This window comes from Micromonospora sp. NPDC051141, assembly GCF_044455765.1.
Lineage (GTDB): Bacteria > Actinomycetota > Actinomycetes > Mycobacteriales > Micromonosporaceae > Micromonospora.
This window is the reverse complement of the sequence record NZ_JBITFD010000017.1, coordinates 65,393-79,092: the sequence shown is the minus strand read 5'-3', so window position 1 is coordinate 79,092 and position 13,700 is coordinate 65,393. Positions and strand designations below refer to the sequence as shown.

The window sequence follows — 13,700 nt, the reverse complement described above, 5'->3', positions numbered from 1 at the left end:
CCCGGCCCCGCAGGTGCGGGCGGCGATCCGGCGGATCCAGGACGAGTTGGGTGACGGGCCCCTCGCCGTCCGGTCCTCGGGGCTGGAGGAGGACGGCGAGGTCACCTCCTTCGCCGGTCAGCACGAGAGCTTCCTCAACGTTCGGGGGACCGACGCCCTGCTGGACGCGGTCCTGGGATGCTGGGCGTCGGCGTTCTCCGACCGCAGCGTCAGCTACCGTGCCCAGCACGGTCTCCGGGGCATCCCCCGAGGGCTGGCGGTGGTCCTCCAGCGTCTGGTGCCCGCCGAGGTCAGTGGCGTTCTGTTCACCGCCAACCCGCTCACCGGCTCGCGTACGGAGCGGGTGGTCAGCGGCACCTGGGGGCTCGGCGAGGGACTCGTGTCCGGGGCCGTCGACGCCGACACGGTGGTGCTGGACCGGGCGGGCTCGGCGCGGTCCGTCGTGCTGGGTGACAAGTCCGAGCGGTACGCCCCCGCGGACGGCGGCGGCGTCTCACCGCACCCGGTGACGCCGGCCGAGGCCGCGCGGGCGTGCCTCGACGTGGAACTGCTCAAGCAACTCGGCGCGGTGGCCGACCTCATCGACGAGCGCCTGGACACACCGCAGGACATCGAGTGGGCCTTCGCCGACGATCAGCTCTGGGTCCTGCAGTGCCGGCCGATAACGAGCGCGTTGGAGGCTGCGCCAGGGCAGATCCGCACCTGGGACAACTCCAACATCATCGAGAGCTTCCGGGGTGTCACCTCGCCGCTGACCTACAGTTTCGCGAGGCGCGTCTACGGCGAGGTCTACCGGCACTACGCCGCGTCGCTGGGACTCGACCGCAGGGCGTTGGACCAGGTCGAGCAGTGGACCCCGTTCCTGTTGGGCTACTTCGACGGCCACGTCTACTACAACCTGCACAACTGGTACCGCCTGGTGGGACTGGCGCCCTTCTACGACAACGGTCGACGCAACCTGGAACTCACCCTGGGCGTCCGCGAGGCGCTGCCGAAGGAGGTGGCGGAGTCCCTGGTGCCGTACGAGCCGGGTGCGGGGCTCGCCCGTTTGCTGAGGCTGGCACGTACCCGGACGGTGTTCGCCTGGCGCCTGTTGCGCCGGGACCGGATCGTCGCGCGCTTCCTCAGCGGCTTCGACGCGGCGTTCGCGGCATACGACGCGGTCGACTACACCCGCCTGCCGGGCGACGAGGTGCTGCGCCGCTATCTCGCGCTGGAGCGGGACTTCGTCACCCGCTGGGGCCCGGTGTCCATCACCGACCAGGCGATCGGTGTCTTCTTCGGTCTGCTCGCGCACCTCACGCGTCGCTGGCTGCCCGCCGCGCCGCCCTGGCTGGCCTGGGCCGCCGCCGGGCCTGGCAAGGTGGTCTCCGTCGAGCCCGCGGAACGGCTGGCCGAGCTGGCCGAGGAGGTTCGGGCCGACCCCGGGCTTGAGGCGTTGGTGCGCGACACCGAGGGGACCGCGACCCGGCAGGCCCTCGCCGACGCCGGGCACCACGCGTTCCTGGCCCGGATCGACGCGTACATCGACCGCTTCGGGTATCGCAGCGTCGACGAGCTGAAGCTGGAGGTGCCCGAACTCTCGCACGATCCCGCCTCGTTCTTCGCGCTGCTCACCACGGCGCTCGGCGGCGGCGAGAGGCGGGCCGCCGCCGACATCGCGCCCCATGTGCGGGGCCTCGGCCCGCTCCGTCGCCTCGCCTACCGCTGGGCCCGTACCCGGGCCCAGCGCGCTTTCGCCGCCCGGGAGAAGACCAGGTTCTCGCGCACGATGGCCTTCGGTGTGGTCAAGCGCATGTTTCGCGCGCTGGGTGCGGACCTCGCCCGATCGGGCCGGCTGGCCGCCGCCGACGACGTCTATCTGCTCACCCTGGACGAGGTCGTCGGCGCTTACGAGGGCACGCTCGTGGATTCTGACCTGGCCGGGATCGTGGCCCGCCGGTCGGTCACCCGCGCCGCCGGTGTGACGGCGCCCGAGCGGTTCACCACGACCGGCGCGGTGTATCCGCTCTCGGGGGGACGACAGTGGGCCGAGGACATCGACGACGCCCCGGCCGTGGGCCCGCGGGATGAGATGGTCGGTGTGGCGGCCGGGCCGGGAACGGCCACCGGCCCCGCCATCGTGGTGGACACCCCGGACGGCGTCGACGGCCATGTGGTCGTCACGTACCGCACCGACCCTGGGTGGGTGGCCGTGCTGCCGTCCGCCGCCGCGCTTCTCATCGAGCGCGGCAGCCCGCTCACCCACGTCGCGATCGTCGCGCGGGAACTCGGTGTCCCCACCGTCGTGCAGATCAAGGACCTGACCCGGCGGGTCGCGGACGGAACCATGCTGGAGGTCAACGGCTCCACCGGCCGGGTACGAGTGGTGGAGCCGGCCGATCATGGATGAGCGGGGCACGACCGGTCGGTTCATCGCGTTCGAGGGGATCGACGGCAGCGGCAAGACCACCACGGCGGCGCATCTGGTGGGGCTGCTGCGCCGCTCCGGGGTGCCCGTCACCCTGGTCGCGCACAACAGCACCGATGTGGGTCCGCGGGTTGTGTCGCAGTACGTCGCCGAGTTGGTGTCGTTGAAGCAGCGGACGCACTCGTTCGACTACGCGTCTCTCGGGGCGGTGCACTGGGCGTTGATCCGTGCCAGCTACTACGCCCTGGTCGACCGCTTCGTCGTCGGGCCGGCGTTGGAGCGGGGCGAGGTGACGGTGGCCGACGGGTGGTACCACAAGTTCGTCGCCCGGGTCACCGCGGCCGGGCACGCCGACGACCCGGAGGCGGTCCGGTCGATATTCGCCCCCGTCCGCACCCCGGACACGGTGTTGCTGCTGGACACCGCGCCGGAGGTGGCCGCCGACCGGAAGAAGGACATCAACGACGCCGAATACGGCCCGGCTCGCCGGGGTGAGGGCTCCCGCTCGGTGTTCGCCCGGTACCAGCGCCAGGTCCGCAGCGAGCTGCTGCGCATGGCCGATCCTCGGGCCTGGCAGGTGATCCCCACGGCGGAGCTCGACCCCGCTCGGGTCGCCGCCGCCTGCCTCGACGCGCTGCGCGGGCAGGGCCTGTGGGCGGAGGGTTCCCGCGTACGGTGACGCCGACGGCGTTGTCGTCAGTCGTGTCCGCCGTCCGGGCCGGTGCCCCCGCGGCGGGAATCGGCCGGTTCCGACGTCCGGAAACCGAACGGCGGTCCCTTGGTGGCGTGCGTCATGTCGGCGACCTTCTGTCGAGCCTCGACGAGCGCGACCTCGATCTTCTCCACCGCCGCCAACAGCGCCTCTCCGCCACGGGTCGTGGACACCCGCCGCGTCGTTCGGGTGAGCAGGGGAACGCCCCAGTCCTTCTCGAGACGTCTGATCCGATGCGAGAGCGTGCTGGGGCTGACGAACAGCAGGGCCGCCGCGCGCGTGAAGGACCTCTCCCGGGCGACGGTGCGGAAGGAGTGTAGGGCCTGCCAATCCATGGTGAACTCCCTCGAAAAAGGAAGACGGGCAGATTCAGGGCGGCGGCCAGCCGGTATCCGGATGGTGACAATTTGGCAGGCCGGCAGGTAAATCGTCCGGATGCGTTTCTTCCGGGAATGGCTTTCGATGGCGTGGTGCGGCGACCGGGTGGCGGTGGCGGAGGTGCTACCGTTTGCGGTCGTTTACTTTCGGCTTGCCGGCTTAGACGTTCCGGGCATTTTCGACGGCAGGTAAGGCGCGGGTGCCGACGGCTCCTGGTTGATGGTTGATGGCCATTCCTGCACCACTTCCTCACCGGTTGTTCAATCGACGGCGAGCATTAGTCGTCAGCCGCGGACGCATTGCGAGCAAGTGCGAGCAATTGCTGCGGTCGACCCCTGCCACCTCGTTGCATCGACTGATCCGAGTCTTGCATGAATGGAAGGCGTCCGGCTATTCCAATTGCGTATTCATGTCGTGACGCAGCGCAACCTCGTCGGATTGCCGGGTCGGGCGTCGCGCCGTCCGGGGGCGGCCGAGCTGCGCCTGCCGGACATCGTGGCCGGTACGGAGGCGGTGTTCCCCGGATCGACGTGGGCGCGGATGGTGTGCGGCCCGCCGTGCGGCGGCGCAACGACCTGCCGGGTGGCGGCGTCGGTAGCAGCATTTGCCCCACGGGGAATCGGGCCGGCCGGTGGCCGGCGCATTCGACCGCTTGTCTGGAGGAAATGTCGCTTAGCGAAGTCGCCCAGGCGTTCGGTCGTGCGCGTCGACAGATGGTGGTCCTTCATCGGTCGGGCGACGGCGGCGTGCCGACCGCGATGAAGGACGGTCGCACGCGGGATTATCGGATTTCGCGGTGCGGCGGCCGGAAAAGCGCCCGCTCGCCGTACCCGTCATTCGGGTCCCGGACCTGCTCGGCGTCGGGGGGCCGGCCTCCCCTGGCGCCGGCCGCCTCGGTGGTGGGACGAGGACGGCCCGCACGATTGCCGCTCGCGGCGGGGCGGTCGCGCGGCTTGGCCGGTGCTTTCCGGGTCTCGGGTGTGGCGATGGCTCGCTCGACGGGGCGCGGAGCCGGGCACGGCCTGGGTTGACGGCCCGCTGGCGACGGGGACAGTTGCGGCGCCGGCAGCGGCGGCGCTCGAGCGGAGAGCCGTTGGGGATCCGCAGGAGCAGTACCGCGGGGTCAGGTCGGCGCCGGCCGGCGGTTGTTGCCGTGGAGGGCCGAGGGAGGGTGTACGTGTCGACTCCGCCGGGTAGGGGTGGATCACCGCGATCGCGGCGGTATGGTCGTCGCGCTGGTTCGCGGGCCACTTCGATGGCGGTGCGGTCGGAGCGGCGGTGTCCGACCAGCGCGCCTGCGGTTGGTGTGCGGGGCATCGGCGGCACGACATGTTCGACGGCGGGTAGGAGGGCAGCTTCCGATGTCAGACCCGGCGCACGAACACCACTCCGACCCGCTGCCCCTGCTGGGCACCGTGACCGAGGCAGCCCGGTCGCGGGGCATCGACCAGGAACTGCTGCGGACCGTACTGGTGCACCTGCCGGTCGCCGTGAGCGTGCTCGACGCCGACCTCCGTTTCATCCTGGTGAACCAGAGAGCCGCCGAGATCAACGGTCTACCCGCCGACGCGCACGTCGACCGGTTCGTGTTCGACCTCCTGCCGGGCATACCGAGGTCGATCGGAACCCTCGTGCGGCGGGTGATCGAGACAGGCGAGCCGGAAACGAACGTCGACATCGTCGGCTCCACCCCGGCCCGACCCGACAGCCCTCGCTGGCGAGGAAGTTACTATCCCGTCTACGCCGCGGCGGGCGAGCGGGCGGTCGCGGTGGCGATCATCTTCGACGAGGTCGACACCCTGGACACGCCCCAGGGGGTGGGAGAACTCGCGGCGGACCGGGCGACGAACCTCGCGGTGCTCGACACGCTCATCGACAACGCCCCGATCGGCGTCGCGGTCCTGGACACCGACCTGCGCTATCTCCGTGTCAACCCCACCCTCGCCGAGTGGAACGGCCAGCCGGCCGCCGCCCACATCGGTCGGCGGCTACGCGATGTCCTTCCCGCCTCCGCTCGCACCCTGGAACCGCTGCTGACCCAGGTAGCCGCCAGCGGGCGGATGGCCAGGGACGTGGCGCACTCCGCGGCGGGACGGGACTGGCTCAGCAGCTACTACGCGGTGCCCGGCCCGTCCGGGGAAACCGCCGCCCTGGCCGTCCTTGTCACCGACATCACGGTGCGCCGCAGGGGCGAACGGCGAGCCCGCCGCCTACAGCGGTTCACCGCGGCACTCGCGCAGGCCCTCACTGTCTCCGACGTCGTCGAGGCCGTCACCGACACCGGCGCCCGTGCCGCCGATGCCGACGTGGCGGGAGTGGCTGTGCTCGACCGGGACGGCAGCGGTCTGGTGTTCCTCGCCAGCACCGCGACCGCCGGAGAACCGGCGGCCCGCTGGGCCGGCGTGCACCGCGACGCCGACCATCCGGTTGCCCGGGCGCTGCGTACCGGCGAGCCGGCCTTCCTGCCCACCGTGCCCGCCATGACAACCCGGTATCCGCACCTCGCCGACACCCAGGCCCAGACACCCGACCGGGCCTGGGCGATTGTTCCGCTGCGCGGGCCGGCTGTCGCCAGGGGCGTGCTCACCTTCGCCTTCCACACCGAGCAGTCCTTCGACGACGAGCACCGCGACCTGCTCACCTCCGTCGCTGGCCTGGCCGGACAGGCCCTGGCCCGCGCGCAACTCTACGAACGCGAACACGACACGGCGGTCCGGCTGCAACGTAGCCTGCTGCCCTCCCGGCTGCCGCAGATCCACGGCCTCGCCCTCGCCGCCGCCTACATCACCGCAGAAGCCGCAGAGGTCGGTGGCGACTTCTACGACATCTTCCCCACCCACGCACCGCACATGCCGGGCTGGGTGTTCGTCATCGGTGACGTCGCCGGCCGCGGCATCGCCGCCGCCGCTGTCACCGGAATCGCCCGGCACACCCTCCGGGTGACCGCCGCCCAGGCGCCCCCGGCGGAGGCGCTGCACCAACTCCACCGGCAACTCGTCGCCGCCCAGGACGTGGACCGCTTCGTGACCGTCGCCTGTGCTCTCCTGCAACCGCACGACGCCGGCGCGAGCGTGCAACTGGCCTCCGGCGGGCACCCGCCCGTGCTCATTCGCCGCGTCGACGGCCGCGTCGACGTCGTCGAGGTACGCGGAGTGCTCCTCGGCGCCTTCCCGACCGTCACGCTCGACCAGAGCACGATCGACCTTCATCCGGGCGACACCATGGTGCTCTACACCGACGGCGTCATCGAGGCCCGAGGCGCCGACGGTCTCTTCGGTGAGCAGCGCCTCGTCGCGGCCCTCGCCACCGCTCCGAACGGCACTCCCGCCACGATGGTCGAGAGAATCCGAGCCGCCGTCACGGCTCATCAGACCGGCCCGCAGACCGACGACCTCGCCATCCTCGCCGTTCAGCTCACCCCACCAGGCTGACACCGGGCCGCGGCGGCGCCGAGGAGCCCTGCGCGCCTCGACGCGGCAGTCGGTTCACGGTGCTTCGTCCCGTACGGGCTGTCGACGGAGAGGTTCTCGACTTCGTCTGCGAGTACGTCAATCAGCAAGGGGCCAAGATGACCGGCCGCAGCGTGGCGGACGCGATCGGCCGTCCGCTCAGCGAGACTGCCGCCCACAGTTGGGAGAGCGGCCTGTTCGACCGTGACCGCGCGGCTGCCGACACGGGGAGCCGTGGCGGCAGGAGCTGAGCTATCCCGAGATCGGTCAGGTATGGGAGATCAAGGTCGGGCGCACGGGTGGCGGTCATGTGGCGGTGTCGTTCCGGGAGATCACCGAGCAGGTCGACAGGCAGCGACAGGTGGCCGAGGTCGCGGCCCGCGCCGAGCCGGGCGGCAGCCCGCACCCGCAGCCTGGAGAGCGTGACCGCGGCGTTGGTCGCGGCGAAAACGACAGCGCAGGCGTACGCCGCCATCGGCGCGGTGCGGCCTCGGCCGCCCCGCCCGGGGGCCGGCAGGCGTGGGCGTTCCTTCCCCTGACCGTGGCCGGTGAGGTGCTGGGTGCGCTCGTCGTCGGCTACCGGGAGCCGCGGGGATGTCGACCCGGACACCAGGTCGACGCTCACGGCGTTGGCGGCGCTGGGAGCCCAGGCGCTGCGGCGTGGCACGGTCGCGGAGTTCGGCCAGCACAGTGATCGGCTTCCACGCTGACACCTGTCGCTACGGCTGATCGCGCCGACCGTGGCTGGCGGCAGCGCCGACCGCGGCCGGCGGCAGCGCCGGCACCTCGGCGGAAGCTCCCGCCAGATCGGTCGACAGGTCGAGGCGGTGCCGGGTCGGGAGCCGGCCCGCCTCCTCTGTCCGTAGTGTGGTGGGAGTTGCCCCCGCAGCGGGCCGTCCGTCCCTCGTTCATGCCCCGGGAGCCACCATGACACGTACGTCTGCCCGACGGTTGACGGGCGCGGCCGGCCAGGTCGCGTTGGGCGTGATGCTGCTCGTTGCCGGCACCGCCCACCTGACCGTCGCGCGCCAGGAGTTCCTGGCGCAGGTGCCCTCCTGGCTCCCGCTCGACGCCGACCTCGTCGTCGTCGCTTCCGGAGTGGTCGAGATCTGTCTGGGGCTGGCCCTGCTCGCCGCTTGGAGACAGCCCGTACGCGGCCTCGCCGGAGCGGTCGTGGCCGCCTTCTTCGTCGCGGTCTTCCCGGGCAACATCGCTCAGTTCACTGAAGGGCGTGACGGATTCGGCCTCGATACCGACGCGGCACGGGCGGTCCGCCTGCTCTTCCAACCGCTGCTCGTCCTCTGGGCGCTCGCCGCCACCGACGCGGTTCCCGCGCTCCGCTCACTGCGCCGTAGCCCCTGACACACGAACCGAATCCAGAGGTGCCCCGCGTGCCGACGGCCAGCAATTGTGGGTGTCGGGTTATCGACCGAAGTCACCAATGGCGTGGCGCGGACCGACAATGTGGCTATGTCGAAGCGCAACGACATTGTCCTGTGGCTTCTCTTGGCGCTGGGTCTGGTGACCACCGGGCTGGGCGTTGCGTATGGCATCGCGACTGCCGGGTCCAGCGCCTCACGCCAGTCCGTATCAAATGGTGTGATAGCTGCGGTTGTGGGTGCACTGGGTGCGGGGATTGTCGGCGCCGCAACGAGCATTGCCATCTCGCGCCTTGCTGATCGCGATGGTCGAGATGACCTCGGTGCAATGCTGAGACGAACTCTGGGTGCCCGATTCGTCTCGTCGGAGGACGCCCTTCCACAGCTGCGAGCTACGTGGCACCACTACCATGTCACCACTCTTGAGGGCCGGCTGGTGTGGCGACACATGCGCTGGAGCCTCGACGGCCCGCAGAGGATCAGCTCGATCACTGTCAAGATCGACGTGCCGGACGGGCTGGGTCGCACCCTCGCATACAGCGTTGAGGCCGGCATCCGCGGTGGACATGCCGTTCTGCTCATCACCGCTGAGACCGGCGGAGCCAGCGCACAGGCCACCGAGATCTTTCCTGACTTCGCCACTCGCGGCTACCGGCCGGTGCATGCCGGCGTCGGCGTTTTCGAGATGTGGGACGGCAGGCCGACCGTCGGCCGAGTGATTCTCAGTCACGAGCGACTCGTCGACGATGCGGGTGACACCGTGGCCGCGCGGGACGCGCCAAAACTCGACGAACTGTGGGAGCAGCACTTCAATGGCCATGGAACAGCATTGCTTCCGGCCGAATCCAGGTATGCGCCCTCGGATGCTCCGGCTCGACCGGAGCCGACGTGATGAACACGCGCCACCCGCTTCCCCTGACGCCCGCCCGCACCCCCGCCCGCCCGCGCCCCCGACGCCCGCACGCGCCCCCCGACGCCAGCCCGCCCCTGATTCACGGAAAGAGTGGCTATCCGAGCATGGATAGCCACTCTTTCCGTGAATCTGCGCGACGAGCGCTAGGGGAGCGCGGTCGTCAGGCGGCTTCGACGATCATCCCCGCGCCTACCGTGCGGTTGGTGGCTTCGTCGATGATGACGAAGCCGCCGGTGGTGCGGTTGCGGCGGTATTCGTCGGCGAGCAGGGGGACGGTGGTGCGTAGCCGGACGCGGCCGATCTCGTTGAGTTTGAGCTCGGTCGCCGTCTCGTCCCGGTGCAACGAGTTGACGTCGAGTCGGTAGTGCAGGTCCCGCACGATCGTGCGGGCGGAGCGGGTGGTGTGTTTGATCGCGTATCGGCCGCCGACCTGCAGGGGGCGGGTCTCGTCCATCCAGCAGATCATCGCTTCGATGTCCTGGGCGACCATGGGGGCGTTGTTCGGCCGGCAGATCAGGTCACCGCGGGAGATGTCGATCTCGTCGGTCAGGCGGACCGTCACCGACATCGGGGGGAACGCCTCCTCGACCGGGCCGTCTGCGGTTTCCACCGCGGCGATACGGCTGGTGAAGCCGGACGGCAGCACCATCACCTCGTCGCCCGGCTTGAGCACGCCGGAGGCCACCTGCCCGGCGTAACCCCGGTAGTCGGTGACGGTGGTGGACTGCGGCCGGATCACGTACTGCACCGGGAACCGCACGTCGACCAGGTTGCGGTCCGAGGCGATGTGCACGTGTTCCAGGTGGTGCAGCAGCGACGGGCCCTCGTACCAGGGCATGTTCTCCGAACGGGTGACGATGTTGTCACCGCGCAGCGCGGAGATCGGCACCACGGTCAGATCCGGCGCGTCGAGCTTCGCCGCGAACGCGGTGAACTCGTCGGCGATCCGCTCGAAGACCTCCTGCGACCAGTCGACCAGGTCCATCTTGTTGACACACAACACCAGGTGCGGCACCCGCAGCAGCGAGCAGAGAAACGCGTGCCGACGCGACTGCTCCACCAACCCCTTACGCGCGTCCACCAGGATCAACGCCAGGTCCGCCGTCGACGCGCCGGTGACCATGTTCCGGGTGTACTGGGTGTGCCCCGGCGTGTCAGCGATGATGAACTTGCGCCGCGGCGTGGCGAAGTAGCGGTACGCCACATCAATCGTGATGCCCTGCTCCCGCTCGGCGCGCAGACCATCGGTGAGCAACGCCAGATTGGTGTACTCGTCGCCGCGCGCCGCGCTGACCGCCTCGACCGCGGCGAGCTGATCACTGAACAGCGACTTCGTGTCGTACAACAACCGACCGATCAGGGTCGACTTACCGTCGTCGACGCTGCCGGCGGTGGCGAAGCGCAGCAGATCCATCGGCCGTGCCGCGGTCTCACCGTCAGCCGGCGCCCAGGTGTCGACACTCATCAGAAGTAGCCCTCTCGCTTACGGTCCTCCATGGCGGCCTCGCTGACCCGGTCGTCACCGCGGGTCGCGCCACGCTCGGTGATCCGGGTGGCGGCCACTTCCTCGATCACCTTCTCCACCGTGTCCGCATCCGAACGCACCGCCGCGGTGCAGGAGGCATCACCCACGGTCCGGTACCGCACCTGAGCCTTGAACGGCTGCTCACCAGCCCGAGCCCGGAAGAACTCGTTGACCGCGTAGAACATCCCGTCACGCTCGATCACCTCACGCTCGTGCGCGAAGTAGATCGCCGGCAACGGGATCCGCTCCCGGGCGATGTAGTGCCAAACGTCCAGCTCCGTCCAGTTCGACAGCGGGAACACCCGGATCGACTCACCCGGGTGATGCCGACCGTTGTACAGCGACCACAGCTCCGGACGCTGGTTCTTCGGATCCCACTGACCGAACTCGTCACGGAAGCTGAACACCCGCTCCTTCGCCCGGGCCTTCTCCTCGTCCCGCCGGGCGCCGCCGAACAACGCGTCGAAGCGGTGCTTCTCCACCGCGTCGAGCAACACCGGCGTCTGGATGCGGTTACGCATACCATCCGCCGACTCGCGGACCATGCCCCTGGTCAACGCCTCCGGCACACTGGCCACGATCAGGTGCAGACCCAACTCGGCGACCCGCTGGTCACGGTAGTCGAGCACCTCGGGAAAATTGTGCCCGGTGTCCACGTGCATCACCGGGAACGGGATGTTGGCCGGCGCGAACGCCTTCTGCGCCAACCGGAGCATCACGATCGAGTCCTTGCCACCGGAGAACAGCAGCACCGGCCGCTCCATCTCGGCGACCACCTCACGCATCACGAAGATGCTCTCCGCCTCCAACTCGTCGAGCTGCGAGACCTGGTACGCGGCCGATCCGCTGCTCATCGCGCGTCCTTTCGGGTGTGGGTGGGCGGTGGACGTGGTCACTGGACCGCCCGACGGTCGAAGCAGCGGACGCTGATCCGGGTCAGCGCGACGGCCACCCCGGTCAGCACGGTCAGGCACACCCAGGCCGGCAGGTGTGGCACGCCGGGCAGCAGGGCCCCGCGTACCCCCTCCGAGACGTAGGTCATCGGGTTGAGCGCGGTGACCACCTGGTACCACGGCACCGACGACAGCCGGGGCCACGGGTAGTGGATGCAGCCGGTCCAGATGATCGGGGTGAGGATCACCGCGAAGGTGACGTTGATCCGCTGCACCGGCAGGGTGGTGGCCAGGCTCATCCCGAGCGCCCCGCCGATCCACGCTCCGAGCAGCGTCACCACGAACGCCTGCGGCAGCCCTTCCGGCCGCCACGGCGCGGAGCCGACCATCAGCGCTCCGAGCGGATAGATCAGCACGGCCGCGAGCAGCCCCCGGATGGTGGCGATCACCAGCTTGCCGATCGCGACGTATCCGGTCGGCAGCGGCGCCATCAGCCGGTCCTCGATCTCCATGGTGAAGCCGAACTCCTTCACCAACGGCAGGGCCACGCTCTGCAACGCGGTGGTGAGGGCGGCCAGCGCGATGACGCCGGGCAGGAACACGTCGGCGAAACCCCGTCCGACCAGGCCCTGGCTGCCCAGGACGGTGTGGAAGACGAAGAGCATGAACAGCGGGGTCAACCCGACCTGCACCAGGATGATCCAGAGTTCCCGGCCGGTGACCATCAGGTCGCGACGCAGCACGGCGGCGAACACCCGCCCGGCCCCGGGGCGGCGGCGCGGCTGGGAGGTCGGGTGCGGCGGGGCGGGAGTGTCGAGAGCGGTCACCGCGGTTGCCTTCCGGTGAGTTCGATGAAGACGTCCTCCAGGCTGGGCTCACCGATGTCGACCGCGTTGATCGCCGCCGACCGGGTGGTGAGCACGCTCACCGCCGGTCCGAGCAGCGCGGCGGGGTCGGTGGCCAGGTGCAGGCGGATGCGCAGCCGGCCGCGACCGCCGTTGCCCGCCGCGCCGCCACCGCCGCGCCCGAGCAGGCCCGCGCCGGCCAGGGCGGCCAGCCGGCCGGCGCCCGGCCGCCCACCGCCACCCCCGGCGGCGAGCCCGGCCAGCATCGCGGCACCGCCCGCCCCGGCCCCGACCAGCCCGGCCCCGCCGGCGCCGAGCCGCCATCCGGCCGGCACGGTCGGAGCCGCCAACCGTTCCGCCTTGCGTACGCCGGCCAGCTCGCCGAGGGCGGCGCGGAGCGCGTCCGGGTCGTCGCCGCCGGCCGGGGTGACCGTCAGGTCGAGCAGCGCGTCACCGGCCAGGCCCCGGACCAGGTTGGCCGGGGTGTCGAGGGTGAGCAGCCGGCCGTGGTCGACGATGCCGACCCGGTCGACCACCCGGGCCGCCTCGTTCATGGCGTGGGTGGTCAGCACGATGGCCACCCCGCGTTCGCGCAGTTGCCGCAGTTGGCCCCAGATCAGCAGGCGGGTCTGCGGGTCGAGGGCGTTGGTCGGCTCGTCGAGGAAGAGCACCGCCGGCTCGTGGGCCAGCGCACGGGCGATCATCAACCGCTGCGCCATCCCGCCGGAGTACGCCTCGATCCTCCGATCGGCGCGTTCGGTCAGGCCGAACCGGTCCAGCAACTCCTCGGCGCGGGCCTGCGCGTCGCGTCGCCGTACCCCGTGGTAGGTGGCGTGGTAGACCAGGTTCTGCCGGGGGGTCAGCGCCCGGTCCAGGTTGTTGTGCTGGGGCACCACGGCCAGTTGGGCGCGGGCGGCGGCCGGGTCCTGGCCCACGTCGATCCCGCCGACGCGGGCCCGCCCGCCGGTGGCCCGCAGTCGGGTGGTCAGGATGCCGACGGTGGTGGACTTGCCGGCCCCGTTGGGCCCGAACAACCCGAAGATCTCGCCCGGCGCGACGGTGAACGACAACCCGTCCACCGCGTTGGTGTCGGTGCGGGGGTAACGCTTGACGAGGTCGTCGACCTCGACCACGGCCGGCCCGTCTCTGCTGGGCATCTCAACTCCTGTTCTGCGGGTGCGAATGCCGGAGCCTGC

At 70.6% G+C, this 13,700-nt stretch carries 10 protein-coding genes; 5 read left to right on the top strand and 5 right to left on the bottom strand.

The annotated features are described in order from the left end of the window. The first annotated feature begins 13 nt into the window (after positions 1–13). Both ACIA6B_RS27415 and ACIA6B_RS27410 read left to right on the top strand, forming a co-directional pair. Positions 14–2,392: a phosphoenolpyruvate synthase gene (locus tag ACIA6B_RS27415; protein ID WP_396777631.1), complete on the top strand. Its 2,379-nt coding sequence runs from the start codon at positions 14–16 to the stop codon at positions 2,390–2,392. Beyond that, a complete protein-coding gene (locus ACIA6B_RS27410) occupies positions 2,385–3,089 on the top strand; it encodes a dTMP kinase (protein ID WP_396777629.1) in 705 nt (234 codons plus the stop codon). Before ACIA6B_RS27415 ends, ACIA6B_RS27410 begins: the two co-directional genes overlap by 8 nt. A gap of 17 nt (positions 3,090–3,106) precedes the next feature. Here ACIA6B_RS27410 and ACIA6B_RS27405 read toward each other — a convergent pair whose 3' ends face one another. Further along, positions 3,107–3,457 (bottom strand): LysR family transcriptional regulator, encoded by a 351-nt coding sequence (locus tag ACIA6B_RS27405; RefSeq protein WP_396777627.1) that lies wholly within the window; start codon positions 3,455–3,457, stop codon positions 3,107–3,109. 1,404 nt (positions 3,458–4,861) lie between these two features. Here ACIA6B_RS27405 and ACIA6B_RS27400 point away from each other — a divergent pair. The 3 genes from ACIA6B_RS27400 to ACIA6B_RS27390 all read left to right on the top strand — a co-directional run bounded on the left by ACIA6B_RS27400 (position 4,862) and on the right by ACIA6B_RS27390 (position 9,220). Continuing rightward, positions 4,862–6,931: a SpoIIE family protein phosphatase gene (locus ACIA6B_RS27400; RefSeq protein ID WP_396777625.1), complete on the top strand. Its 2,070-nt coding sequence runs from the start codon at positions 4,862–4,864 to the stop codon at positions 6,929–6,931. Between the two features lie 945 nt (positions 6,932–7,876). Continuing rightward, the gene (locus ACIA6B_RS27395; protein ID WP_396777623.1) at positions 7,877–8,311 is read left to right on the top strand and encodes a hypothetical protein; all 435 of its coding nucleotides are present in this window, start codon (positions 7,877–7,879) and stop codon (positions 8,309–8,311) included. A gap of 108 nt (positions 8,312–8,419) precedes the next feature. Continuing rightward, positions 8,420–9,220 (top strand): hypothetical protein, encoded by an 801-nt coding sequence (locus ACIA6B_RS27390; protein ID WP_396777621.1) that lies wholly within the window; start codon positions 8,420–8,422, stop codon positions 9,218–9,220. 181 nt (positions 9,221–9,401) lie between these two features. On the opposite strand, the gene cysN is transcribed toward ACIA6B_RS27390, so the two are convergent. From cysN to ACIA6B_RS27370, 4 genes are read right to left on the bottom strand one after another with little or no spacing between them, the layout of a single operon-like run. After that, entirely contained in the window at positions 9,402–10,706 is a 1,305-nt protein-coding gene (cysN, locus tag ACIA6B_RS27385; RefSeq protein ID WP_396772898.1) for a sulfate adenylyltransferase subunit CysN, read from the bottom strand. Continuing rightward, a complete protein-coding gene (gene cysD, locus ACIA6B_RS27380) occupies positions 10,706–11,620 on the bottom strand; it encodes a sulfate adenylyltransferase subunit CysD (RefSeq protein ID WP_396777619.1) in 915 nt (304 codons plus the stop codon). The genes cysN and cysD overlap by 1 nt, the downstream gene beginning before the upstream one ends. Before the next feature lie 38 nt (positions 11,621–11,658). Continuing rightward, positions 11,659–12,486 carry an ABC transporter permease gene (locus tag ACIA6B_RS27375; protein ID WP_396777617.1) on the bottom strand — a complete coding sequence of 276 codons (828 nt, stop codon included), beginning with the start codon at positions 12,484–12,486 and terminating at the stop codon, positions 11,659–11,661. Then, the gene (locus tag ACIA6B_RS27370) at positions 12,483–13,661 is read right to left on the bottom strand and encodes an ABC transporter ATP-binding protein (protein ID WP_396777615.1); all 1,179 of its coding nucleotides are present in this window, start codon (positions 13,659–13,661) and stop codon (positions 12,483–12,485) included. Before ACIA6B_RS27370 ends, ACIA6B_RS27375 begins: the two co-directional genes overlap by 4 nt. Positions 13,662–13,700 lie beyond the last annotated feature (39 nt).